This is a genomic window from Serratia proteamaculans (genome assembly GCF_946227095.1).
Classification (GTDB): Bacteria; Pseudomonadota; Gammaproteobacteria; order Enterobacterales; family Enterobacteriaceae; genus Serratia; species Serratia proteamaculans_E.
In genome coordinates this window covers 149,672-171,968 of record NZ_CAMISV010000003.1, presented here as the reverse complement: position 1 = coordinate 171,968, position 22,297 = coordinate 149,672, and the positions used below count along the sequence as shown (strand labels likewise).

At 56.9% G+C, this 22,297-nt stretch carries 25 protein-coding genes; 16 read left to right on the top strand and 9 right to left on the bottom strand.

Going from position 1 to position 22,297, the window contains the following annotated elements:
* Positions 1-74 precede the first annotated feature (74 nt).
* Positions 75-941, top strand: coding sequence for a helix-turn-helix transcriptional regulator (locus OC597_RS07435; RefSeq protein WP_261284878.1), 867 nt, complete (start codon positions 75-77; stop codon positions 939-941).
* A gap of 580 nt (positions 942-1,521) precedes the next feature.
* On the opposite strand, the gene OC597_RS07430 is transcribed toward OC597_RS07435, so the two are convergent.
* The 3 genes from OC597_RS07430 to OC597_RS07420 form a co-directional block, all read right to left on the bottom strand.
* Positions 1,522-1,731, bottom strand: a complete 210-nt coding sequence (locus tag OC597_RS07430) for a hypothetical protein (protein WP_261256305.1) — start codon at positions 1,729-1,731, stop codon at positions 1,522-1,524.
* Between the two features lies 1 nt (position 1,732).
* On the bottom strand, positions 1,733-2,305 hold the full coding sequence (locus tag OC597_RS07425) for a hypothetical protein (RefSeq protein ID WP_262208227.1): 573 nt from the start codon (positions 2,303-2,305) through the stop codon (positions 1,733-1,735).
* A 139-nt stretch (positions 2,306-2,444) separates the two neighbouring features.
* Entirely contained in the window at positions 2,445-3,359 is a 915-nt protein-coding gene (locus OC597_RS07420; RefSeq protein ID WP_262208225.1) for a LysR family transcriptional regulator, read from the bottom strand.
* 146 nt (positions 3,360-3,505) lie between these two features.
* Between OC597_RS07420 and OC597_RS07415 the strand changes: the two genes are divergently transcribed.
* Positions 3,506-4,105: an NAD(P)H-dependent oxidoreductase gene (locus OC597_RS07415; protein ID WP_261256301.1), complete on the top strand. Its 600-nt coding sequence runs from the start codon at positions 3,506-3,508 to the stop codon at positions 4,103-4,105.
* Positions 4,106-4,140: 35 nt separating this feature from the next.
* Here OC597_RS07415 and fliE read toward each other — a convergent pair whose 3' ends face one another.
* Positions 4,141-4,455, bottom strand: a complete 315-nt coding sequence (gene fliE, locus OC597_RS07410; RefSeq protein ID WP_099064628.1) for a flagellar hook-basal body complex protein FliE — start codon at positions 4,453-4,455, stop codon at positions 4,141-4,143.
* A gap of 313 nt (positions 4,456-4,768) precedes the next feature.
* Between fliE and fliF the strand changes: the two genes are divergently transcribed.
* The 14 genes from fliF (at position 4,769) to sra (ending at position 16,132) form a co-directional block, all read left to right on the top strand.
* Complete coding sequence (gene fliF / locus OC597_RS07405) at positions 4,769-6,457, top strand: flagellar basal-body MS-ring/collar protein FliF (RefSeq protein WP_261424240.1); 1,689 nt, start codon at positions 4,769-4,771, stop codon at positions 6,455-6,457.
* Entirely contained in the window at positions 6,454-7,446 is a 993-nt protein-coding gene (gene fliG / locus OC597_RS07400) for a flagellar motor switch protein FliG (protein ID WP_262208223.1), read from the top strand. Before fliF ends, fliG begins: the two co-directional genes overlap by 4 nt.
* Positions 7,439-8,143 carry a flagellar assembly protein FliH gene (fliH, locus tag OC597_RS07395; RefSeq protein WP_261284881.1) on the top strand — a complete coding sequence of 235 codons (705 nt, stop codon included), beginning with the start codon at positions 7,439-7,441 and terminating at the stop codon, positions 8,141-8,143. Before fliG ends, fliH begins: the two co-directional genes overlap by 8 nt.
* The gene (gene fliI, locus OC597_RS07390) at positions 8,143-9,504 is read left to right on the top strand and encodes a flagellar protein export ATPase FliI (RefSeq protein WP_099064632.1); all 1,362 of its coding nucleotides are present in this window, start codon (positions 8,143-8,145) and stop codon (positions 9,502-9,504) included. Before fliH ends, fliI begins: the two co-directional genes overlap by 1 nt.
* Before the next feature lie 22 nt (positions 9,505-9,526).
* Entirely contained in the window at positions 9,527-9,973 is a 447-nt protein-coding gene (gene fliJ / locus OC597_RS07385; protein WP_261256293.1) for a flagellar export protein FliJ, read from the top strand.
* Complete coding sequence (locus OC597_RS07380) at positions 9,970-11,196, top strand: flagellar hook-length control protein FliK (protein ID WP_262208220.1); 1,227 nt, start codon at positions 9,970-9,972, stop codon at positions 11,194-11,196. Before fliJ ends, OC597_RS07380 begins: the two co-directional genes overlap by 4 nt.
* A gap of 180 nt (positions 11,197-11,376) precedes the next feature.
* Complete coding sequence (gene fliL / locus OC597_RS07375; RefSeq protein WP_261256288.1) at positions 11,377-11,859, top strand: flagellar basal body-associated protein FliL; 483 nt, start codon at positions 11,377-11,379, stop codon at positions 11,857-11,859.
* A gap of 5 nt (positions 11,860-11,864) precedes the next feature.
* Positions 11,865-12,866 carry a flagellar motor switch protein FliM gene (gene fliM / locus OC597_RS07370; protein WP_085117279.1) on the top strand — a complete coding sequence of 334 codons (1,002 nt, stop codon included), beginning with the start codon at positions 11,865-11,867 and terminating at the stop codon, positions 12,864-12,866.
* Positions 12,863-13,276, top strand: a complete 414-nt coding sequence (fliN, locus tag OC597_RS07365; RefSeq protein ID WP_085117280.1) for a flagellar motor switch protein FliN — start codon at positions 12,863-12,865, stop codon at positions 13,274-13,276. Before fliM ends, fliN begins: the two co-directional genes overlap by 4 nt.
* Positions 13,276-13,680: a flagellar biosynthetic protein FliO gene (gene fliO, locus OC597_RS07360; protein WP_261284885.1), complete on the top strand. Its 405-nt coding sequence runs from the start codon at positions 13,276-13,278 to the stop codon at positions 13,678-13,680. The genes fliN and fliO overlap by 1 nt, the downstream gene beginning before the upstream one ends.
* Positions 13,677-14,513 carry a flagellar type III secretion system pore protein FliP gene (gene fliP, locus OC597_RS07355; RefSeq protein ID WP_261256284.1) on the top strand — a complete coding sequence of 279 codons (837 nt, stop codon included), beginning with the start codon at positions 13,677-13,679 and terminating at the stop codon, positions 14,511-14,513. Before fliO ends, fliP begins: the two co-directional genes overlap by 4 nt.
* Before the next feature lie 48 nt (positions 14,514-14,561).
* Entirely contained in the window at positions 14,562-14,831 is a 270-nt protein-coding gene (gene fliQ, locus OC597_RS07350; RefSeq protein WP_037419012.1) for a flagellar biosynthesis protein FliQ, read from the top strand.
* A 2-nt stretch (positions 14,832-14,833) separates the two neighbouring features.
* A complete protein-coding gene (gene fliR, locus OC597_RS07345; protein WP_261256283.1) occupies positions 14,834-15,616 on the top strand; it encodes a flagellar biosynthetic protein FliR in 783 nt (260 codons plus the stop codon).
* A 384-nt stretch (positions 15,617-16,000) separates the two neighbouring features.
* A complete protein-coding gene (sra, locus tag OC597_RS07340) occupies positions 16,001-16,132 on the top strand; it encodes a stationary-phase-induced ribosome-associated protein (RefSeq protein ID WP_099064638.1) in 132 nt (43 codons plus the stop codon).
* 526 nt (positions 16,133-16,658) lie between these two features.
* Here sra and flgL read toward each other — a convergent pair.
* The 5 genes from flgL to flgH form a co-directional block, all read right to left on the bottom strand.
* Positions 16,659-17,618 carry a flagellar hook-associated protein FlgL gene (gene flgL, locus OC597_RS07335; protein WP_261256280.1) on the bottom strand — a complete coding sequence of 320 codons (960 nt, stop codon included), beginning with the start codon at positions 17,616-17,618 and terminating at the stop codon, positions 16,659-16,661.
* A gap of 57 nt (positions 17,619-17,675) precedes the next feature.
* Positions 17,676-19,322: a flagellar hook-associated protein FlgK gene (gene flgK / locus OC597_RS07330; protein ID WP_261424245.1), complete on the bottom strand. Its 1,647-nt coding sequence runs from the start codon at positions 19,320-19,322 to the stop codon at positions 17,676-17,678.
* A 168-nt stretch (positions 19,323-19,490) separates the two neighbouring features.
* A complete protein-coding gene (gene flgJ, locus OC597_RS07325; protein ID WP_261284888.1) occupies positions 19,491-20,432 on the bottom strand; it encodes a flagellar assembly peptidoglycan hydrolase FlgJ in 942 nt (313 codons plus the stop codon).
* Positions 20,432-21,532, bottom strand: coding sequence for a flagellar basal body P-ring protein FlgI (locus tag OC597_RS07320; RefSeq protein WP_262208213.1), 1,101 nt, complete (start codon positions 21,530-21,532; stop codon positions 20,432-20,434). Before OC597_RS07320 ends, flgJ begins: the two co-directional genes overlap by 1 nt.
* 10 nt (positions 21,533-21,542) lie before the next feature.
* Entirely contained in the window at positions 21,543-22,244 is a 702-nt protein-coding gene (gene flgH / locus OC597_RS07315; protein WP_017893226.1) for a flagellar basal body L-ring protein FlgH, read from the bottom strand.
* Between the last annotated feature and the right edge of the window lie 53 nt (positions 22,245-22,297).

Here is a 22,297-nt window from a genome sequence, read left to right as displayed (position 1 = left end):
CATGGAAAAATGTTGCTCCAACGCCAATCAAAGCGTAAAGATATTCTCAGATAATGGCTGCGAAATGAATATCGATGGAACGTACAATTAATCTTTGTCCTGGAATTGGTGCCTCGGCGCACATCATTCAGCATACTGAATTATTATTCCCTTCAGTCTATTTTGAACACCCCCATCTGTATTTGGTACAGCAAGGCCACAAACGCGTGCGTTGGCAACAGCGTGAAGTCGTGGCTCAGAGCGGGGAGTTGTTGATTATCGACGGAGGGCAAACCGTGGACATTATTAACGAGCCCTCAGAGGAAGGGGTATTCAGTTGCCAGTTGCTGACCTGCGATCCGTTACTGTTTGCGGCACAACCGACCCAGGTGGAAGCTCTGGCCCCTACGGCCTTCGACCCGGTATTGGCACTACGCAACCTGCCCTGCGCCCTCATGCACAGTTTTGAAACCACCAGCCTGGCGCTGGCGCTTAAACACCGTTTCCCTACTGTCATCATTCGCCACAAAATGCTGGAAATCTTGCTGTGGTTGAAGCAGTTCAATATCAACTTCGTGCATAACGAGGTTAGAAATTTAACCCAACGGGTGCGACGTTGTCTGGCAACCGATCCGCACAATATCTGGACGGCGGCCGAGGTCGCGGACACCTTGTCGATGAGCGAAGTCATGTTGCGGCGCAAGCTGTCGGCGGAAAATACCTCATTGCGTAATCTGATGATCGACGTGCGCATGAACAGTGCACTGACCTTGTTACAGTCCACTGACTGGCCAATATCTGCCATCGCTCAGCACGTCGGTTATGAAAGCTCTTCGCGGTTCGCCGAACGTTTTCGCAAACGCTTTGGCTTTGCCCCCACCGCCATTCGCGGGCATCAACGAGCGATGGAACCCAGCACCATTCGCCCCGATCATTTCAGCATGATGGAAGCGCAGGACTGATGACCACGAGCGTAAGTTAAATCATTGAACAATGGAATCGTGGTTTATGCAGGCCGGATTAGCGGAAAACCGCGGGGTGAGATAGCATCGGCGATGCGTTAACGCTATCAGGAGGGATAAGCCATGCTCAACGAAAAACTGCTGTTTTCCCTGGCCGTCTTGCTGCTTGGCATCTGGCTGCTGGGCCTGACGTACGAAGAAGACGCCATGCGGATACTGGCGGGAAAATAAATCAGCAAGGCCACAACCGTGGCCCGTTTTTTTAACTTTGTTTAATTAAAACGCTTATGAGTACGACCAGCACCACCAAAATTAAAATACTCAATAGCCGCCATCTGCTTTCACTTTTGCTACTCATCATCTTGTCCGGTAATTAAAACGTCCTTTAACCTGGAAATTATAACCCTGTACCCCGTACGGCAATGTGAGTTGGAGCGGGGTTTCTGCCTGCTTGCTCTGGCGATTGGCGATCCCGGCGGCCCGTCAGCCGTTCCCTGGCTCGAAGCATGTTCGAAAAACCTGGGGAATTTATCCTTCACTTGTCATGAAAGTAAAAAACCCACCAGCGGTGGGCTCAAAATCAGTTTTTAAGCTGCTTTTCTCTCTCAAGCAGAGAGTCCAAACTTTCAAAACTCACCTCAAGATCTGGAATTTCGGCTTCTCTGGGCCTGCCGATATAGCCCATGGAGGCAGCAGAAACACGGTCATTTTCAGAATGTACGCTAACCGGTTGATCAACGCTTGGCCGCGCACGCTTAGAGGCAGCCATAATTTTATGTTGTACGGCCATATCATTCTCCAGAGTTACAGAACGCCAATCCTACTACAAGCATCACGAATACCAAAAAGCCCCATGCCGTAAACGCCATCTCTCTGAATGATAAACCAATCAGTTTAGCTTTATCACCATGCGTAGCCTCGATCTGCAAGGTTGCCTTAGAGTAATGTTTTGCCAACCCTATGTATGTTGAGTCTCTCGGGTTATCAAGAAAGACACTTTCCATTTTTTGATGATTGGTAGGCATCTTAGGGATATCTTTTAGCAAGACAGCTCTGAAAATAAAACTCCATGCGCTGCAAAGAAAAAGAAAAGTTAAAAAACCGGCTACACAAGTGGCTATGTTGAGTACAAGAAACTTCTGATTCAACACCAAGGCTGCGGTAAATCTGATAATCAAGATAAAAGCAGTAACAATGACGCTCAGGGATGCAAAGACTTTGAGTCCCTTTTCTTCCAACTTTCTTATCCTGTCTAAAGCCGATACATACTGATCCGCCTGGTATTCAAAATACAGCCTACTTCTTTCCAGAAGTTCCTCGGCAATACTGTCTTCAAGTCTCTGAGTCGATTTTATTTTCCCCATAATCACCTACCCCAGTCAGTGAGATTCCTTTCACCAACGAAAACTAGCACAAGGGTATTAAAAAACAAAATAAATACTTTTAAATCAGTAGATTGATTAAGAGTTATCGCTATTGTGAATGATTTAAACTGCGGGGCAGTTAAGGCGCAATCAGCGCCAATCTGGCAGGCAGTTGTGCCAGCAATTGATCGACCGCCAGCCGCACTTTTAACGGCTGGTACGCCGCATGGGGCCAGACGGCGTTAACCGGGAAATCTACGCTGTCGTAGTCGCGCATCACGGCCACCAAGCGGCCTTCGTAAAGGTGTTCGCGGGCCAGCCAATAAGGCAGCCAAACCACACCGGCGCCACTCACGGCAGCATCCGTAATGGCCTGCATATCGTCCATCATTATTCTTGCATGCGGTTTTATTTCCTGCAGGCCGCCATTGGCGTCTTTAAGCTGCCATTGCTGCAGCGTACCGGCGTGTAAATACCCCACCGCCTGATGCTGACCGAGCTCTGATAGAGTTTGTGGCTCACCACAGCGCTGCAAATAGGACGGGGACGCGCAGAATGTCATGCCGTGCTGGCCTAACTGTCGGCCAACCAGGCTACTGCTGTCCGGCAAGGTGCCAATGCGAATGGCCAGATCGAAACCCTCATCAATCAAATCAACCCGACGGTCGCTAAATGACAGTTCCAATGTCAGTTGTGGATGCTGCTGCGCCAGCTCCGTCAGCAATGGCGCGATGCACAAATGGCCGAACAGCACCGGCATCGACACCCGCAGTCGCCCGCTGGCCTGCACCTTGCCGCTCTCCAGTAGGGCTTCGGCGCTGTGGATGGTGGCCAATGCCTGTCGGCAGTGCTCGTAGAACAACACGCCTTCATCCGTCAGGCTCTGGCTGCGCGTGGTACGCAGAAACAACATCACCCCAAGCCGTTCTTCCAGCCGGGAAATGATTTTACTGATAGCGGAACGCGTCAGATGCAGTTTCTCTGCAGCGTTGGCAAAGCTACCGGCCTCCGCCACGGCGACAAATACCGGGATCCCACTCAGTTCAGTTCTCACCTTATTGCGTCCATCTAGACATCAATGATGTGAAACACTATCACCACTGGTGAATATTCAGCAATGCTAACATGCGTTATCTCGAATACCCCGGCAGCAAAGTTAACGCCATGGGATTTAACCTTGTCCTCTATCAGGAAAATATTATGAGCAATATTCTGGTACTCAAATCCAGCTTCAAGGGTGACCAATCCCACACCAATATGCTGATCGACAGCTTCCTGAACGAGCGTAGCGTCAGAGGGATGAAGGACAATATCGTGGTGCGTGATTTGGTTGAGCTCAACCTGCCGGTGCTGGACGCCGAGCTGTTCAGCGCACTACGCGGCGGTGAAATCTCAAGCCAACGGCTCAAAGAGGGGGTGGCGCTTTCTGACCAATTAATCGCCGAACTCAAAGCCAGCGATCTGGTGGTCATAGGTGCACCGATGTACAACCACAACGTGCCGACCCATTTGAAGAACTGGTTTGATTTGGTGGCGCGTGCGCGGGTGACATTCAACTACACCGCGACTTATCCGGTCGGACTGGTGGAAGCTGTGCAAGCCCTGGTGATCAGTTCTCGCGGTGGGGTGCATGTCGGTCACGAAACCGATGCAGTCACTCCCTACCTGAAGTCTGTTTTGGGTTTGATGGGCATCCGCGAGGTGCAATTCGTCTATGCCGAAGGCCTGGATATGAAACCGCATGGCCGGGACAGCGGCCTGGCAGCGGCCCGTCATCAACTGGTTGAACTGCTCTCCTGAACTCCGTCATGGCCTCACTCCTGAGGCCAGCTTTATCACACCGCCATATTCATCACTTCCTGGTAAGCGGAAACCAGCTTGTTGCGCACCTGCACGCCCATCTGCAGCGAGATAGATGATTTTTGCAGATCGACCATCACGTCATTCAGGCTAATGCCAGGAACGCCGACCTCAAAATCCTGCGCCTGCTTGCGTGCGGTCTGCTGGGTATCGCTGATCTTGCCAATCGCCGCTTTCAGTTCGCTGGCAAAACTGACGCCTGGCGCACCCGCGCCTTGCCCGATCTGCCCTGCCTGAATCGCCGTGGCTTGCAGTTGCTGCAATACCCCTTCAATACCCTGAATTGCCATGGTAACCCCAATAAAAATGCTGCGGCCGGACGTTGTTGCATCAGGCACTACTTTGATGCTGCACACCCTAACACAGCATTTTTATCCTAAAGCGGCTAATTAACTGCAAAAAACCCGGCTTTTCGGGCCATCGAAATCACCATAAAAGCAAATAATAACCTGCCCAGTAATGGGAGCGCCGCTATTTAGAAGAAATGTGTATCAGGGAGTCTGTTTTGTCACACAACGCTAACCACATCGTTCATCAGCCTGGCAGGGAGCTACGCCGTGGCCCGCACCGGATCCTGAGCGTCATTGAAGGACACTGGCTAAAATGAGTGCTTCAATCTCCGCCACCGAAAACCGCGATAATGGTCTGCAAGCCCTGTGGGACCGTCTGCGCGCCAACCCGAAAATCCCACTGCTGATCGCCGCTTCCGCCGCCATCGCCATTGTGGTTGCGCTGCTGTTATGGGCAAAGAGCCCAGATTACCGCGTACTGTACAGCAACATTAACGATCGCGACGGGGGTGCCATCGTCACCCAACTGACGCAGATGAACATCCCCTACCGCTTTGCCGAAAACGGCGCGGCGCTGCTGATCCCGGCCGATAAAGTACATGAAACCCGCCTGCGACTGGCGCAGCTAGGTCTGCCGAAAGGCGGCGCCGTGGGTTTCGAACTGCTGGATCAGGAAAAATTCGGCATCAGCCAGTTCAGTGAGCAAATCAACTATCAGCGCGCGCTGGAAGGCGAACTGTCACGCACCATCGAATCCCTGGGGCCGGTACAAAACGCCCGCGTGCATCTGGCGCTGCCAAAACCCTCGCTGTTTGTCCGCGAACAAAAATCCCCTTCCGCCTCCGTGACCCTGACGCTGCAAGCCGGCCGCGCACTGGATGACGGTCAGATCAACGCCATCGTTTATATGGTTTCGAGCAGCGTTGCCGGTTTACCGCCGGGCAACGTCACGGTGGTCGATCAGTCCGGCCGCCTGCTGACCCAGTCTGACGGCACCGGCCGCGACCTGAACGCGGCACAGTTAAAGTACGCCGGTGAAGTGGAAAACCGTTATCAGCGTCGCATCGAAGCGATCCTGGCGCCGATGGTCGGTAACGGCAACGTCCGTGCTCAGGTCACCGCACAGATCGACTTCGCCACCCGCGAGCAAACTGACGAAGAATACCAGCCGAACCAACAGCCCAATAAAGCCGCCGTACGCTCCAGACAGCTGAGCCAAAGCGATCAAATTGGCGGGCCGCTGGTCGGCGGCGTGCCGGGTGCACTGTCCAACCAGCCTAGCGCACCGGCTGCCGCGCCGATTGAAACCGCCAAACCGGCTGCCGGCACCAACGCCGATGCCACCAAACCGAATGCCGCGGCAACCCGCAGTGCGGCGTCAGGGCCACAGAATACGCGCAGCGATGAAACCACCAACTATGAGGTCGATCGCACCATTCGCCATACCCAGCAGAAGGCCGGGACGGTACAGCGGCTGTCGGTGGCGGTGGTGGTCAACTATCGCGGCACCGATAAAGAAGGCAAACCGCTGCCGATGAGCAAAGAGCAGTTGGCGCAGATCGAATCGCTGGTGCGTGAGTCAATGGGCTTCTCCAGCAGCCGTGGCGATACCTTAAACGTGGTCAACACGCCGTTTACCGATAACGAAATCACCGGCGGTGAACTGCCGTTCTGGCAAAGCCAAAGCTTTATCGATCGCCTGTTGGATGCCGGTCGCTATCTGCTGGTACTGCTGGTGGCCTGGTTGCTGTGGCGCAAACTGGTGCGGCCGCAGTTGCAAAACCGTCAGGCGGTACAGAAAGCCGCCCTCGCCGCCGCCAATACGCCAATGGCCAAACCGGCAGACAGCAATAAACAGAGTAATGAGGAGCTGGCGCAGCACCGCAAATCGCAGCAACGCGTCAGTGCAGAAGTCCAGAGCCAGCGGATCCGCGAACTGGCTGAAAAAGACCCACGCGTGGTCGCTCTGGTAATCCGCCAATGGATGAGTAACGAATTATGAGTCTGACCGGTACCGAAAAAAGCGCCATCCTGCTGATGACGCTGGGTGAAGATCGCGCCGCCGAGGTGTTCAAACACCTATCCTCGCGCGAGGTTCAGCAGTTGAGCGGCACCATGGCCAGCATGAGCCAGGTCTCGCACAAGCAGCTGCAAGAAATACTGCGCGAGTTTGAAGACGACGCCGAACAGTATGCGGCACTGAGCGTCAACGCCAGCGACTACCTGCGTTCGGTGTTGGTTAAAGCGTTGGGCGAAGAGCGTGCCGCCAGCCTGCTGGAGGACATTCTCGAATCTTGCGAGACCACCACCGGCATGGAAACGCTCAACTTTATGGAGCCGATGAGCGCCGCGGATCTGATCCGCGACGAACATCCGCAGATCATCGCCACCATTCTGGTCCACCTGAAGCGTGGCCAGGCGGCAGATATTCTGGCGCTGTTCGACGAACGCCTGCGCAACGACGTCATGCTGCGTATTGCCACCTTCGGTGGCGTGCAACCGGCGGCATTGGCGGAACTGACCGAAGTGCTGAACAACCTGCTCGACGGCCAGAACCTCAAGCGCAGCAAAATGGGCGGAGTACGCACCGCGGCCGAGATCATCAACCTGATGAAAACTCAGCAGGAAGAGGCGGTTATCGACGCCATGCGCGAATACGACGGCGAGCTGGCGCAGAAGATCATCGACGAAATGTTCCTGTTCGAAAACCTGGTGGAAGTCGACGACCGCAGCATCCAGCGCCTGTTGCAGGAAGTGGAAGGCGAATCCTTGCTGGTGGCGCTCAAAGGCGCGGAACAGCCGCTGCGCGAGAAGTTCCTCAAGAACATGTCGCAACGCGCCGCCGATATTCTGCGCGACGATCTGGCCAACCGTGGCCCGGTGCGTATGTCTCAGGTAGAGAACGAGCAGAAAGCCATCCTGCTGGTGGTGCGTCGTTTGGCAGAGAGCGGCGAAATGATTATCGGCGGTGGCGAGGACACCTATGTCTGATCGCATTAACACCCTGCCCTGGCAGCCCTGGTCGCTCAATGACCTGAACGAGCCCAAACCGGATCTCGCCCCCCTGCCGTTACCGGTAGTGGAAACTTACGGCGTTCCCCTGGACGACAGCGTCGTTCAGGAACAGCAACTGGCCCAGTTACGCCTGCAGGCAGAGCAGCAAGGCCAGCAGTTGGGCTACGCCGACGGCCAGCAAAAAGGCTACGACGCCGGGTTCCAGGCCGGAATGGAGGAAGGCCGCCAACAGGGTTTGCTGGAGGCGCAGCAACAGCAGCAACCGCTGACCGCCCACTGGCAGCAACTGGTGACTGAATTCCAGCACACGCTGGACGCTCTCGACAGCGTGATCGCCTCGCGCCTGATGCAGTTGGCGTTGACCGCCGCCAAACAGGTGCTCGGTCAACCGCCGGTATGTGATGGCACCGCGCTGCTGGCGCAGATCCAACAGTTGATCCAACAGGAACCGATGTTCAGCGGCAAGCCGCAGTTGCGCGTGCACCCGGATGATTATCATCGGATAGAGCAGCAGTTGGGTGCCACGCTAAGCCTGCACGGCTGGCGGCTGCTGGCGGACGGTCAGTTGCACCCTGGCGGCTGTAAGGTCAGTGCCGATGAGGGCGATCTCGACGCCAGTCTGGCGACCCGCTGGCACGAACTCTGCCGTCTGGCAGCGCCGGGAGAGGTGTAATGACTCAGCGCCTCGGCCGCTGGCTGACCTCACTGGATACGCTGGAAAAACGTATTACTCTGGCCCCGACGGTTCGTCGCTACGGCCGCCTGACGCGCGCAACCGGGCTGGTGCTGGAAGCCACCGGGCTGCAACTGCCCATCGGTGCCACCTGCCTGATCGAGCGCCACGACGGCGGTGAAGTGCAGGAAGTCGAGAGCGAAGTGGTCGGTTTTAACGGCCAGCGGCTGTTCCTGATGCCGCTGGAAGAAGTGGAAGGCATTGTGCCCGGCGCCCGGGTTTATGCCCGCGTCTCGCCGGAAGGACAAAGCGCCAGCAAACAGCTGCCGCTTGGCCCGGCACTACTGGGCCGTGTACTGGACGGCAGCGCCAAACCACTCGACGGCCTGCCTGCACCAGAGACCGGCTACCGTGCGCCGCTGATCACCGCCCCGTTCAACCCACTGCAACGTACGCCGATCGAACAGGTATTGGACGTCGGTGTACGCACCATCAATGGCCTGCTGACCGTCGGTCGTGGCCAGCGCATGGGGCTGTTCGCCGGTTCCGGCGTCGGTAAAAGCGTGCTGTTGGGCATGATGGCACGTTACACCCAGGCCGACGTGATCGTCGTCGGGCTGATCGGTGAACGCGGCCGCGAGGTTAAAGACTTTATCGAAAACATCCTCGGTCCTGAAGGCCGGGCACGCTCGGTGGTGATCGCCGCACCGGCGGACGTCTCACCGCTGCTGCGGATGCAGGGAGCGGCCTATGCCACCCGTATCGCCGAGGACTTCCGCGATCGCGGCCAGCATGTGCTGTTGATTATGGATTCACTGACCCGTTACGCGATGGCCCAGCGTGAGATCGCGCTGGCCATCGGCGAGCCACCGGCCACCAAAGGCTACCCGCCGTCGGTGTTCGCCAAATTGCCGGCGCTGGTGGAACGCGCGGGCAACGGTATCAGCGGTGGCGGTTCGATTACCGCCTTTTATACCGTGCTGACCGAGGGTGATGACCAGCAGGATCCGATCGCCGATTCGGCGCGCGCCATTCTCGACGGCCATGTGGTGCTGTCGCGGCGATTGGCGGAAGCCGGTCACTACCCGGCCATCGATATTGAAGCTTCGATCAGCCGCGCCATGACGTCGTTGATCGACGAAGAGCACTACCGCCGGGTACGCAATTTCAAACAGATGCTGGCCAGCTATCAACGCAACCGCGATTTGATCAGCGTCGGTGCCTACGTCTCAGGCAGCGATCCGCTGCTGGACAAGGCGATGGCGCTGTACCCGCAGATGGAAGCCTATCTGCAACAGGGCATCTTCGAGCGCAGCGGTTATGACGACGCCTGCCAACAGTTACAGCAATTGATCGTTTAACGTCACCAAAGGCGCAAATCCGATGAAACCACAGTCACCCCTGATTACCCTGCGCGATTTGGCTCAGGATGCGGTGGAACAGGCGACGCAGCAGTTGGGCCAGGTGCGCAAAGCGCAGCAGGCGGCTGAGCAGCAGCTTTCCATGCTGCTCAATTATCAGGATGAGTACCGCCAGAAGCTGAATAATCAACTGAGTGGCGGTATGGAGTCATCCAACTGGCAGAACTACCAGCAGTTTATCGGCACGCTGGAGCAGGCCATCACCCAGCACCGCCAACAACTGACGCAGTGGGGACAAAAGGTCGACCACGCGATGAAGCACTGGCAGGACAAACAGCAACGGTTGAACGCCTTCGAAACCCTGCATACCCGGGCCCAGAGCGCGGAGCTGCAGTTGGAGAATAAACGGGATCAAAAGCTGATGGATGAGTTCGCTCAACGCAGTGCACAAAGGAATAGCCACCAATGAACCTCAACGTTTTGCCCGCTATGTCGCCCGCGGGCGATAGCGGATTACTGCCGGATGCATCATTGCCGCTGGATGAGTCGTCCCTTTCGTCCGCCTTTGCTCAACTGCTCGGTGCCCGCGTGCTGCCTGCCGATAAGGCTGCGGGCAAGCTGTCACCGATGACCTTGAGCGCAGACCAGGAGTCAGCGCCGCTGAGCCGCAACCAGTTAACTCAGCTACTGGCCGCCTTCGGCGAACGCGATGGGCTTTTAGCGCCGTCGCTGTTAAGTAACGGTCAGCCCGCCGCCGTCGTTCCCGGCGAAGAACCGCAGAAAAATCAACCGCCAGAGGAGACGGCTCTGCGCCCTGCCGGTGAGATCGACGCCGCCACGTTGCAGGCGCTGTTCGCCATGCTGCCCATTGCCGTCACACCGGTGATGACGGGCTCTTCAGGAGCCACTGAACTGACCGTTGAAGGCGAGCAGGATGCCATGCAACCGGAAGCGGTGCTGAGTGCCGCTCTGGGCCGATCTTCAGATGCCTCCGGCAGCCCGCTGGCAGACACGCAGAAAAACCCGACAACGGTGAGCAAAGATCCGCTCAACATGGAAAGCCGCGCCGACACGCTACAACAGACCATAGCAACCCATGACAAGCCGGATGCCGCTGCATTGAAATTCGGCACCGATACGCAACCGCAAACGCCGGTCAATCACCTGGTGGCCCCGCCGGTGTCCAGCCCGACCCTGGCTGCGGCCCCGACCGCTTCGCTGGTCACCGCCCCACCCACGCCGCAGTTGAATGCCCAGCTTGGCAGTCCCGAGTGGCAGCAGGCGCTGAATCAGCAGGTATTGATGTTCCATCGCAATGGCCAGCAAAGTGCCGAGCTGCGTTTGCATCCGCAGGAACTGGGGGCGTTGCAGATCACCCTCAAGTTGGATGACAACCAGGCACAGCTGCACATTGCCTCGGCCCACGGCCAGGTGCGCTCCGCCGTGGAAGCCGCCATGCCGCAGCTGCGCCATGCGTTGGCGGAGAGCGGTATCAATCTGGGGCACAGCAGCGTGGGCAGTGAGTCGATGCCGCAGGGGCAACAGGCACAACAGCAGAGTGGCGAGCAACAGGGCCGGTCGAATTATCGCGAGAGCCACGGTGGCAGCGAACCCGCCGCCGAGGCGCTCAGTGCCCCACAGGCATTGCAGGCCATGGCTCGCGGCGTCAGCGGCGTTGATATTTTCGCCTGAGTGGCCGCAAACGCCCAAGCTGGCACGTTTTTCCCCGTCTATTCTGGCTATTGTGAGCCGGAATAGACGCGATAATACCGTTACATGTCATGCGTGTGGCTTTTGCGCGCGCTATATACCCACCGGGTTTCGGGCTGGCTTGAAAGACGTCGGGTATAACAACAGGAATTTGATTTAGCTATGTCTCAAAATACCCTACCGGCAGCACCAAAACGCTCCCTTCTGGTCATCCTGCTGGTGTTGATAGCCGTGCTCGCCTGCGGCGTCGCCGGCTACAGCTGGTGGCAGCTCAAGCAACATCAGAGCGGCGCGCAACCCGCAGAAAAACCTCAGCCACCGGCCGCGCCGGTGTTTATGCCGCTGGACACCTTTACCGTCAATCTGATGACGCCGGATAACAACCCCGATCGCGTATTGTATATCGGCCTGACGTTACGCTTGCCGGACGAAAATACCCGCCGCCAACTGAACGATTTCCTGCCGGAAGTGCGCAGCCGTTTGCTGATGCTGCTGTCCCGTCAGGAAGCGGGTCAGTTGAGCAGTGAACAAGGGAAACAGCAACTGGTGGCGCAGATTAAGGACGTGCTTAGCCCGCCGCTGGTTAAGGGACAACCGAAGCAGGTGGTCAGCGACGTGCTGTTCACCGCCTTCATATTGCGGTAATCACTATGGGCGACAGCATTCTTTCACAGGCAGAGATCGACGCCTTGCTCAACGGCGACAGCGCGGGGGATGAACCCGTAGCGGTCGCCAGTAACGAGAGCGAGGTCAAGCCGTACGATCCGACCACCCAGCGCCGCGTGGTGCGCGAACGACTGCACGCGCTGGAAATCATCAATGAGCGTTTTGCCCGGCAGTTCCGCATGGGGTTGTTCAACCTGTTGCGCCGCAGTCCGGACATTACCGTTGGCCCGATCAAGATCCAGCCGTATCACGAATTTGCGCGCAACCTGCCAGTGCCCACCAACCTCAACCTGGTGCACCTGAACCCGCTGCGCGGTACCGCGCTGTTCGTGTTCGCACCGAGCCTGGTGTTTATCGCCGTCGATAACCTGTTTGGCGGCGACGGCCGCTTTCCGACCAAAGTGGAAGGCCGCGAATTCACGCCTACTGAGCAACGGGTGATCAAGCGCATGCTGCGCCTGGCGCTGGACGCCTATGGCGACGCCTGGAGCGCGATTTACAAGATCAACGTGGAATACGTGCGCGCCGAAATGCAGGTGAAGTTCACCAATATCACCACCTCGCCGAACGACATTGTGGTCACCACCCCGTTCCAGGTAGAGATCGGCGCGTTGAGCGGTGAATTCAACATCTGTATCCCGTTCGCCATGATCGAACCGCTGCGTGAACTGCTGACCAACCCGCCGCTGGAAAACTCACGGCAGGAGGACAGCCACTGGCGCGAAACGCTGGTGAAGCAGGTGCAGCATTCCGAACTGGAGCTGATTGCCAACTTCGTCGATATCCCGATGCGACTGTCAAAAATCCTGAAGCTGCAGCCGGGTGATGTATTACCAATTGATAAACCGGATCGCCTGATCGCCCACGTGGACGGCGTACCGGTTCTGACCAGCCAATACGGCACGTTAAACGGGCAGTACGCCCTGCGTGTTGAACATTTGATTAACCCTATTTTGAATGCTCTGAGTGAGGAACAGCCCAAATGAGTGATCCTAAGCAACCGTCTGGCGAAGGAAAGGAATCCGTGGACGACCTGTGGGCTGATGCGTTTAACGAGCAGCAATCTACCGAAAAAACATCTGCCAGCGACGCGGTGTTCAAATCGCTGGAACCGCAGGATGCCAGCGGCAGCCTGCAGGACATCGATCTGATCCTGGACATCCCGGTCAAACTGACCGTCGAACTGGGCCGCACCAAAATGACCATCAAGGAGCTGCTGCGCCTGTCGCAGGGATCTGTCGTGGCACTGGACGGGCTGGCGGGTGAACCCCTGGATATCATGATCAACGGTTATCTGATTGCCCAGGGCGAAGTGGTGGTGGTAGCCGACAAGTTCGGCGTGCGCATTACCGACATCATTACCCCTTCCGAACGCATGCGTCGCCTGAGCCGCTGATGAACCCAAGCACCGCCGCGCCCAGCCAGGGCACCTTACAACCTGCCGCGCCGGCACTGCCGGCCGGTTCGGTTCTGACGCAGGTTAGCACTGCGCTCGGTGGCATCCTGCTGCTGATCCTGCTGGCCGGCTGGCTGTTCCGCCGACTGGGGTTTGCTCCTCAGGCGCGCAACAACAAACTGTTAAACCTGCGTGCCAGCTGCCAGGTCGGGCAACGCGAGCGCGTGGTGGTGATCGAGGTGGATAACACCTTGCTGGTGCTGGGTGTCACCGCCCAGCAAATCACTCCACTGCATACCCTGCCCGCCCCTGCGTCGGACAGCACTGCAGCCGAGAACACCGCGCCGGCGGATTTTCGCCAACTGATGCAAAAAGTTCTGAAACGTCCGGAAAAATCGGCATGACTCACACTCAACAATCGGCATCCCCAACGATGACTCCCCTCGGCTCGGATTGGCAGAAAACCGCCGTCTTCCCCCTATCCTGTTGGGAGTGGGCCGGGGTGAGAGGAAAACAACTTTTGGCCGCTGCGCTGCTGCTGATCAGCCCGGCGGCTTTCGCGCAACTGCCCGGCCTGATCAGCCAGCCGTTAGCCAACGGCGGCCAAAGCTGGACGCTGCCGGTACAAACGCTGGTGCTGCTGACCTCGCTCAGCTTCCTGCCTGCCATGCTGCTGATGATGACCAGTTTCACCCGCATCATCATCGTGCTCGGGCTGCTGCGCAATGCACTCGGCACCCCGTCCGCGCCGCCGAATCAGGTGATGCTGGGGCTGGCGCTGTTCCTGACCTTTTTCATCATGTCGCCGGTGTTCGACAAGGTTTATCAGGACGCCTATCTGCCGTTCAGCCAGGATAAAATCAGCCTGGAGGTGGCAATGGATAAAGGTTCGCAGCCGCTGCGCGAGTTTATGCTGCGCCAAACGCGGGAAACCGATCTGGCCCTGTATGCCAAGCTCGCCAACCTGCCGCCGCTGGAAGGACCGGAGGCGGTGCCGATGCGCATTCTGCTGCCGGCTTACGTCACCAGCGAGCTGAAAACCGCATTCCAAATCGGCTTCACGGTGTTTATTCCGTTCCTGATTATCGATCTGGTGGTGGCCAGCGTCCTGATGGCGCTGGGGATGATGATGGTGCCACCGGCGACCATCTCACTGCCGTTCAAACTGATGCTGTTTGTGTTGGTGGATGGCTGGCAGTTACTGCTCGGCTCGCTGGCACAGAGTTTCTATTCCTAGTTTTTATTGGTAATTCGCGGCGGGCCCCCCGCCACTGAGGGATTCACGATGACACCCGAATCGGTCATGGCGCTGGGCACCGAAGCGATGAAAGTGGCGCTGGCGCTGGCGGCCCCGATGTTGCTCGCCGCACTGGTCAGCGGTCTGGTGGTCAGCCTGCTGCAGGCCGCCACCCAGATCAACGAAATGACCCTGTCGTTCATCCCCAAAATTCTGGCGGTGGTGGCCACCATCGTGATTGCCGGGCCGTGGATGCTGAACCTGCTGCTGGACTATATGCGCACGCTGTTCACTAACCTGCCAAATCTGATTGGTTAACCATGCTCACATTTGACAGCGCCCAGTTCGGCGTCTGGCTCAGCCAATATTTCTGGCCGCTGTTGCGCATTCTGGCGTTGATCAGCACCGCGCCGGTATTCAGCGAAAAGCAGATCAGCAAGAAGGTGAAGATTGGCCTGGGCGGACTGATCGTTGTCCTGGTGGCCCCCGGTCTGCCCATCAGCACTGTGCCTATTTTCTCCGCCGCCGGCCTGTGGCTGGCGGCTCAGCAAATCCTGATCGGCGTGGCACTGGGCCTGACCATGCAGTTTGCCTTCGCGGCAATCCGGCTGGCCGGCGAAGTGATTGGCATGCAGATGGGCCTGTCGTTCGCCACCTTCTTTGACCCCAGCGGTGGGCCAAACACCCCGGTGCTGGCACGGTTGCTCAACCTGCTGGCGATGCTGCTGTTCCTCAGCTTTAACGGCCACCTGTGGCTGATTTCGCTGCTGGTAGACAGCTTTCATACCCTGCCTATCCAGGCCGAACCGCTGAACGGTAACGGTTTTCTGGCATTGACCCAGGCTGGCTCGCTGATCTTTATCAACGGCATGATGCTGGCGCTGCCGCTGATTTGCCTGTTACTGACGCTGAACATGGCGCTCGGTCTGCTCAACCGCATGACGCCGCAACTGTCGGTATTCGTCATCGGCTTCCCGGTCACCATGACCATCGGCATTATGACCATCGGCATGATGATGCCAATGCTGGCGCCGTTTTGTGAGCACCTGTTCGGCGAGTTCTTCGACAGGCTGGCCGATGTGATTGGCAGCATGACCCCCTAGCCTTACCCTCATTCGTGCGGCTTAGCGGCCGCACCTCGCCGGACAAACGGGCAGTAAAATTCCTTTCTCGCTATAAAAAGTTGAAAAAAGCTTATTAACACTATTTGGCTTCGATTAATTTTATCGACTTGAATAATAAAATACCCCCCTTAGAATGACCTTGTTAAATAAAAAGCCATCAGTAAATAACTGCCAACATTGAGTCGTCGCAAAATTAAATAAAGGAGAATATTTAAATATAAAATAATACACAGGGAAGTGAAATTTAGATTCTATCCATTTGTCATCTGCAAGGATAAACGTATTTGCTCACCGGGGTCAGCCGGCGGCGCAGACACAGTTATTATTTGCAGTGTTTTTACCTCTACTCTCAGGAGCACAGAAATGAAAGCCAAAACCAACCGCAGAGCACGCAGAGCCTTAGGTATGGCACACTGGGCAACCAACCGAATTCAAATTGCATTATCCCCTTCGCCGAACGGTGAGAAATGGGCCATGGTGAAAAAGAAGAAATAACGACGATGTTATAAATAAATCCCGAAATATAATTTCCGGAATTATTCACCCCGTCACCCCTGAATATTCAGACGTTTCCCTACGTTGAATCAGGCGGATATCGGCAGGTTTCACTTTGCCTCAGCCGAAAAAAAAGGCACGTCACTCAAACCTTCGTGGGGGAAAGAGTGACGTGCCAAACAAGTGCGCCCGGTTTCAAGAATTCCCTACCCCTGTTTACAGCGATAAAGTCCTCTAAGCACACCCAAAGAGCGACCCGCCATAACTTCACAGCGGATATGGGTTATTGCCATTCCCACCCTGCACTGTAGGGGCGCTGCATGTGAACTACAGCCCAGATATTGGATAATAATCTGACATTTGGTGGAGTAGGCCCTGACCAACGGAGATTGATCATTGCCATACCCTATGGATTTTAAGTTGCAGCTAGGCGCCAAGCTTGCTGATCCCCAGGAGCTTACTTAAGTAAGTGACTGGGGATCAGCAAGTGCAGGTAACAACGCTGCAGCTTGAAAGACGACGGGTATCAGCGGTTCATTTGGAACAGCGACATACCCTGCATATCACCGAAGGTTTTATATGACGCCTGCAGCGCGGCCTGTTGCATAAAGTAAGCAGAGATCGACTCGGCCAAATCCGCATCTGTCAGCGCGCTCATCTGCACTTGATTGGTCATGTCGCGCTCTTTGCCGATGCTGTCCAGCTGGTCCATTTCCTGCAATTGGCTGCCCAATTCAGCACGCACACTGAGCACCTTGTTGTAGGAGTTGTCCATGCCGCGGTTAGCCTTGGCCAATGCATCTGTCACCTGTTGCTTGGTGGCGTCGTCCGCATCCTGCTGCGGGGTTTTCAGCGCTTTCAATGCAATGTCGATGCTCTCAAACACGTTAGCAACCGGCGCACTGCCGTCCGGCTCGGGTTTCGGGTTGCTGGTCAACGACATGAATACCCCTTTGCCGGTATGACCGATGGTCATGGTCCGGTTGGCGTCCACCTTCTGTTCGACGACCTTGTCACCGCCTTTATAGCTCACGGTTCCACCTTCATCGACAAACGGTGGCTTGTCGTTCACATAGCCGCCGAACATGTAGCGGCCGTTACCGTCAGTGCTGTTAGCCAGATTGAGCAGCTGATCTTTCAGTCCCTGCAGTTGGGTCGCCAGCGAGTCGCGGTCATTATCGCTTTTGGTGCCACCCGCGTTGACGATCAGCGCCTTAATATCGGAGATGGTCGATGTGGCCCCGTTCAACACGGTTTCCTCCATCGAGACGCTCTGCCGGGCAAAGGTACGCGCGAGCGTATACTGATTGTTCTCAGCCTGCGACTGCGACAGCATCACCGCCTGCGACGCCGCCAGCGGATCGTCGGAAGGATTGATCACTCGCTTGCCCGTCGACAACTGCTCAGCGGCCTTCATAAACAGTGACTGATTGCCGGTGATGCCGGACATGTTTTGTTGGTACATCATGCTGGTGCTCATACGCATGCTGTAGGTTCCTTACGGTGAGCGACCGATGCCCACAGGGGCCGGTCAGCAATTAAATCAACGGATATTCAACAAGGTATCAAACAGCGAGCTGGCGGTTTCAACCACCTTCGCGTTAGCCATGTAATATTGCTGGAAACGCAACAGCTCACCGTACTCTTCGTCCAGGTTGACGCCAGAGATCGACTGCTGCTGGTTGGTCAGCTGTGTGACGATATTGCTCTGCGAAGTGGTGGCCACTTTGGCAGCAGCGGTCTGATTGCCGATGCTACTGACCATACCGGCGTAGGCACCGCTGAAGGTGGCTTTGCCGTCCACCAGCTTCTGGGTTTGCAGATCGATCAACTTTTTGGCATTTTCGTTATCACCACGGCCGCTGTCATCTTTGCCGGCTGCGGCGATATGTGACGTGTCGGTGATAGCCACCTTCAGGCTGCCCGCCACATCGCTGAGCGGTTTCACGGTAAAGCTGTCTTTGGCCTTGGCGTTACCGTCGATGCTGACCTGCAGACCGTCGAAGCTCAACGTCTGCTTACCGTCAGCATCGGTACCCGCAGTGGCGTTAACCTTAACGTTGTCCGGCAGGCGGCTCACCTGCCAGTTGCTGCCGTCAAACTCGACGCGGTAGTCGTTGGCCTTCACCTTGCTGGTATCGGTGTAAGAGACCGACAGCGAGGCATCACCGGTATTACGGGTGTTATCCACCACGCGACCGCCGCCGAAACCGAAGAAGTCTGTCCCTGCGTCACCGTTCAGATCGAAACCTGCGCGGTGCTGCTGGTTAAAGTTGTCCGCCAACGCCAGCGCAATTTGTCCCAGTTGGTTACGAGCGCCGTCCAGCGTCTCACTGCGGAACTTGAACACACCACTCAGGCTGCCGCTGTTGATCTGGCTCTCAGGGACTTCGTTGGCACCGTTGCCGCGATCGTAACCCAGGGTCGAGCGGGAAGGATCGCTGCTGGAAGGTACCGCCGACACCTGGTAGGTCGTACTGCCCTGCACCAAGGTCAGGCCGTTGGCGAATGAGACCGTATAGGCGTCACCATCCTGCTGGGTCACCTGCACACCCACCACTTTATTCAGGTCAGTCACCAGTTGATCGCGCTGATCCAACAAAGCATTCGGCTCGCCGCCGCTGCCGCGCAGACGGGTGATCTCGTCATTCAGACGAGCAATTTGCTGGCTGTAGCTGTTGATCTGCTGCGCGCTGTCACCGATCTGCTGGTTAACACCACTGTCCATATCACGCAGATATTTGTCAGTGTTGTTGAACTGGTTAACCAAGCCGTTGGCCTTGCCTAACACAGTCTGACGCGCAGAGTCGTCGCCAGAGTTACTTACCAGATTCTGCAGGTTGGTGAAGAAGTCTTGCATGTTGGTCGACAAGGTATTGGTTTTGCTCGCCAACAGATTATCGATCTGAGAGATTTTCTCGTAATAGGCACCCTGCGCTTCGGCGTTGCCCTGTGCACTACGCAATTGGTTGGTAATGAACTGGTTATACTCGCGGTTGACGCTGGTGACGGTGACACCGTTACCGATAAAGCCGTTCATGGTACTCAAGCCACCGTTTTGCGCCAGGATCGCCGTCTGGCGGTTATAGCCGGTCACGTTGTAGTTAGAGATGTTGTTACTGACAGTGCTGAGCGCCACCTGAGCCGCATTCAGCCCGCTCATCGCGGTATTGATTAAGCTATTGGACATAAAAGTTCCTTTTGCTGCGGCGCCGCTGGCCCACAGAAGTCAATTAATCTGCTGAGAGGGTTCACTCAGCCTGTCTTGGTTATCGGCAAAAAGCGGGGAAACTTGAGGAAAAAAACGGGTTCAGCATGCTGAACCCTTACATTTAAGGCAGCCTATTGCGACCAACGGTTAGAACAGATCCTTGAGGTCATGGGTATAGGCTTTAACCACCTGCTCGCCGGCGTTTTTCATCTGCTGGATCACATTCACCAGTTTATTGGCATATTGCGGATCGGTGGCGTAACCGGCCTGCTGCAGTGCATGCGCCGCCTGCTCCGGACTACGGGCATTGGCCACCTCGGCATAGCGCGGATTATTGGTCAACAGCTTGACGTAGTCGGCCATCGCCTCGACGTAAGAGCCATACACCCGGAACTGTGCCTTGATCTTCTTCGCCGCCCCCTGCTCAAACTCGGTGGTGGTGATCTCGGTGACCGGGCCCTTCCAACTGCCGCCGGCCTTGATACCGAACAGGTTGTAGCTCGGTGAGCCGTCGGCGGTCGGGATCTCGCGCTGACCCCAACCGGATTCCAGCGCCGCCTGCGCCACAATCAACTGATGGGGAATACCGCTCTGTTGGCTGGCAACCCTTGCCGGGATAGACAAACGGGCGACAAAGTTGCCGTTATTGAGCGACAGCGGCGGCGTGGCCGGTGCTTTCGGCACCGCGCGGCGGATCATCTGCTCCAGCGCCTGATTCGGCAGCGTTTGCAGCACCTCGTTGTCCAGCGCCATCGGCGACATGCCCGCGGTCTCACTCGGCACCGCGTTGGCGTTGCTCATCTGCTTGACCATCATATCGGCCAGCCCCAACCCCTTCTGCGACATTTGCTGGGCGATCTGCTGGTCATACATCGAGGTATAAAGCCGCGACTGATCGCTGCTCAACACCCCGTCCTTCGGTAACGCAGCACGCATGCTTTTCAGCATCATCTGCACGAACATGCCTTCAACCTGCTGGGCCACCTGTTTCAGGTTACCCTGCGGATCGCTCGCCGCGTCACGCTTCAGCCCGTTTAGCGCCTGCGCATCATATGCCGCACCCGACATCGCCATCAGATCGCCAGCCATCAGATGATTTCCAGCTTGGCACGCAGACAGCCGGCGCTTTGCATCGCCTGCAGGATCGACATCAGATCAATCGGCGTAGCCCCCAACGCGTTAAGCGCGCGGATCACATTGTTCAGATTGGCGCTGGCATTAACCTTCTGCAACGAACCGCCCTGCTGCTGCACCGAAATCTGGGTATTCGGCGTCACCACGGTCTGCCCGCCGCCAAAGGGCGTCGTCGGCTGGCTGACGGTATTTTGCCGATCGACCACCACCGACAGGTTGCCTTGTGCCACCGCACAAGAATCCAGGATCACGTCACGGTTCATCACCACCGAGCCGGTACGGGAGTTGATGATCACCTTGGCGTCAATCGCCCCGACGCTGACGTTAATGTTCTGGATCTCCGCCAGGAAGCGCACCTGCGAACTGTTGCCCTGCGGCACCAATACCTGAATGGTACGGGCGTCCAGCGGTGAAGCAGTGCCACCACCGCGCTGGCGGTTGATGGCGTCGCTGATCTGCTGCGCCAGCGTGAAGTCTTCATCGTTCAACTGCAGGTTAATCACCCCACCGGCACCGAAGATGGTTGGCAATTCGCGTTCAATGGTGGCCCCGTTACTGATGCGCCCCCCCGCCAGTTGGTTGACCTGCACGCTACTGCCACCGGCCGACGCCCCCGCACCGCCCACCAGCACGTTGCCCTGTGCCAGCGCGTAAACCTGGTTATCCACCCCTTTCAGCGGCGTCATCAGCAAGGTGCCGCCACGCAGACTTTTCGCGTTCCCCATTGAGGACACCACCACGTCAATATTTTGCCCGGTGCGCGAAAACGGCGGCAACTTGGCGGTGACCATGACCGCAGCCACGTTTTTCAACTGCATATTGGTGCCTGGCGGTACGGTGATACCCAGTTGTGACAGCATATTGCTCAGGCTTTGAGTGGTGAACGGCGTCTGCATGGTCTGGTCACCGGAACCATCCAGCCCCACCACCAGCCCGTAACCGATCAACGCGTTATCACGCACGCCCTGTATCGTGACCAGATCGCGAATGCGCTCCGCCGTTGCCGGTAAACACACCAGCCCAATCCACAGCGCAAGCAGTAATTTTTTCAGCATCGGTCAATCCTTAGAACGGTGAAACATTTAAGAAGAAGCGTTGCAGCCAACCCATGGTCTGCGCCTCGTTGATATAGCCGTTGCCGACATATTCAATACGCGCGTCCGCCACCTGGGTGGAAGTGACCGAGTTACTGCCGCTGATGGTGCGCGGGTTGACCACCCCAGAGAAACGAATGAATTCGGTGCCCTGATTGATGGCAATCTGTTTTTCGCCCACCACGTGCAGGTTGCCGTTAACCAGCACCTGATTGACCGTGACGGTAATAGTCCCGTTGAAGGTATTGTTGGCGTTGGCCCCGCCTTTGCCGCCGAAGGTGCTGTCGCCGGACATCTCCATATCCGCACGCGCATTGCCTAACAGGCCATCGAGATAGCGCGGCGCGGTGGCAACGCCAAACTTGCTGGCACCGTTGCGGCTGGCATTGGCCGAGGAGCTTTTGCTGGCGCTGACGTTTTCCTGCAACGCGATGGTCAGGGTATCGCCGACATTGCGTGGACGACGGTCTTCAAACAGAGGCTGATAGCCGTAGTTCATCGGCTGTACCGTCTGGAAAATCGAGCCGTTCGGCACCGGTGCGCCCGCCGGAGCCGGTTGCGCCGTGGTCGTGCCGTCCACCAGAGGTTTATGCGGAATATATGCACAGCCGCCCAGCGTCAGCATCACCATCGCCGTCAACCAGCGTTTGCCTTGCGGCGGCACGTTTGCCATCAGAGTTGTGGTTACCACGGGTATCGCCTTTGTTGCACAAAATAGGGTTACGG

Excerpts from the sequence above, each read along its gene's own strand:
- OC597_RS07415 (WP_261256301.1), top strand. The coding sequence starts at position 3,506 with ATGAGCAATATTCTGGTACTCAAATCCAGCTTCAAGGGTGACCAATCC.
- fliR (WP_261256283.1), top strand. The coding sequence starts at position 14,834 with ATGCTCACATTTGACAGCGCCCAGTTCGGCGTCTGGCTCAGCCAATAT.
- fliN (WP_085117280.1), top strand. The coding sequence starts at position 12,863 with ATGAGTGATCCTAAGCAACCGTCTGGCGAAGGAAAGGAATCCGTGGAC.
- fliI (WP_099064632.1), top strand. The coding sequence starts at position 8,143 with ATGACTCAGCGCCTCGGCCGCTGGCTGACCTCACTGGATACGCTGGAA.
- fliM (WP_085117279.1), top strand. The coding sequence starts at position 11,865 with ATGGGCGACAGCATTCTTTCACAGGCAGAGATCGACGCCTTGCTCAAC.
- fliH (WP_261284881.1), top strand. The coding sequence starts at position 7,439 with ATGTCTGATCGCATTAACACCCTGCCCTGGCAGCCCTGGTCGCTCAAT.
- OC597_RS07425 (WP_262208227.1), bottom strand. The coding sequence starts at position 2,305 with ATGGGGAAAATAAAATCGACTCAGAGACTTGAAGACAGTATTGCCGAG.
- fliL (WP_261256288.1), top strand. The coding sequence starts at position 11,377 with ATGTCTCAAAATACCCTACCGGCAGCACCAAAACGCTCCCTTCTGGTC.
- OC597_RS07435 (WP_261284878.1), top strand. The coding sequence starts at position 75 with ATGGAACGTACAATTAATCTTTGTCCTGGAATTGGTGCCTCGGCGCAC.
- flgL (WP_261256280.1), bottom strand. The coding sequence starts at position 17,618 with ATGCGTATGAGCACCAGCATGATGTACCAACAAAACATGTCCGGCATC.
- fliF (WP_261424240.1), top strand. The coding sequence starts at position 4,769 with ATGAGTGCTTCAATCTCCGCCACCGAAAACCGCGATAATGGTCTGCAA.
- fliG (WP_262208223.1), top strand. The coding sequence starts at position 6,454 with ATGAGTCTGACCGGTACCGAAAAAAGCGCCATCCTGCTGATGACGCTG.
- fliJ (WP_261256293.1), top strand. The coding sequence starts at position 9,527 with ATGAAACCACAGTCACCCCTGATTACCCTGCGCGATTTGGCTCAGGAT.
- fliE (WP_099064628.1), bottom strand. The coding sequence starts at position 4,455 with ATGGCAATTCAGGGTATTGAAGGGGTATTGCAGCAACTGCAAGCCACG.
- flgJ (WP_261284888.1), bottom strand. The coding sequence starts at position 20,432 with ATGGCTGGCGATCTGATGGCGATGTCGGGTGCGGCATATGATGCGCAG.
- fliQ (WP_037419012.1), top strand. The coding sequence starts at position 14,562 with ATGACACCCGAATCGGTCATGGCGCTGGGCACCGAAGCGATGAAAGTG.
- fliO (WP_261284885.1), top strand. The coding sequence starts at position 13,276 with ATGAACCCAAGCACCGCCGCGCCCAGCCAGGGCACCTTACAACCTGCC.
- sra (WP_099064638.1), top strand. The coding sequence starts at position 16,001 with ATGAAAGCCAAAACCAACCGCAGAGCACGCAGAGCCTTAGGTATGGCA.
- OC597_RS07320 (WP_262208213.1), bottom strand. The coding sequence starts at position 21,532 with ATGCTGAAAAAATTACTGCTTGCGCTGTGGATTGGGCTGGTGTGTTTA.
- flgK (WP_261424245.1), bottom strand. The coding sequence starts at position 19,322 with ATGTCCAATAGCTTAATCAATACCGCGATGAGCGGGCTGAATGCGGCT.
- OC597_RS07380 (WP_262208220.1), top strand. The coding sequence starts at position 9,970 with ATGAACCTCAACGTTTTGCCCGCTATGTCGCCCGCGGGCGATAGCGGA.
- flgH (WP_017893226.1), bottom strand. The coding sequence starts at position 22,244 with ATGGCAAACGTGCCGCCGCAAGGCAAACGCTGGTTGACGGCGATGGTG.
- fliP (WP_261256284.1), top strand. The coding sequence starts at position 13,677 with ATGACTCACACTCAACAATCGGCATCCCCAACGATGACTCCCCTCGGC.
- OC597_RS07430 (WP_261256305.1), bottom strand. The coding sequence starts at position 1,731 with ATGGCCGTACAACATAAAATTATGGCTGCCTCTAAGCGTGCGCGGCCA.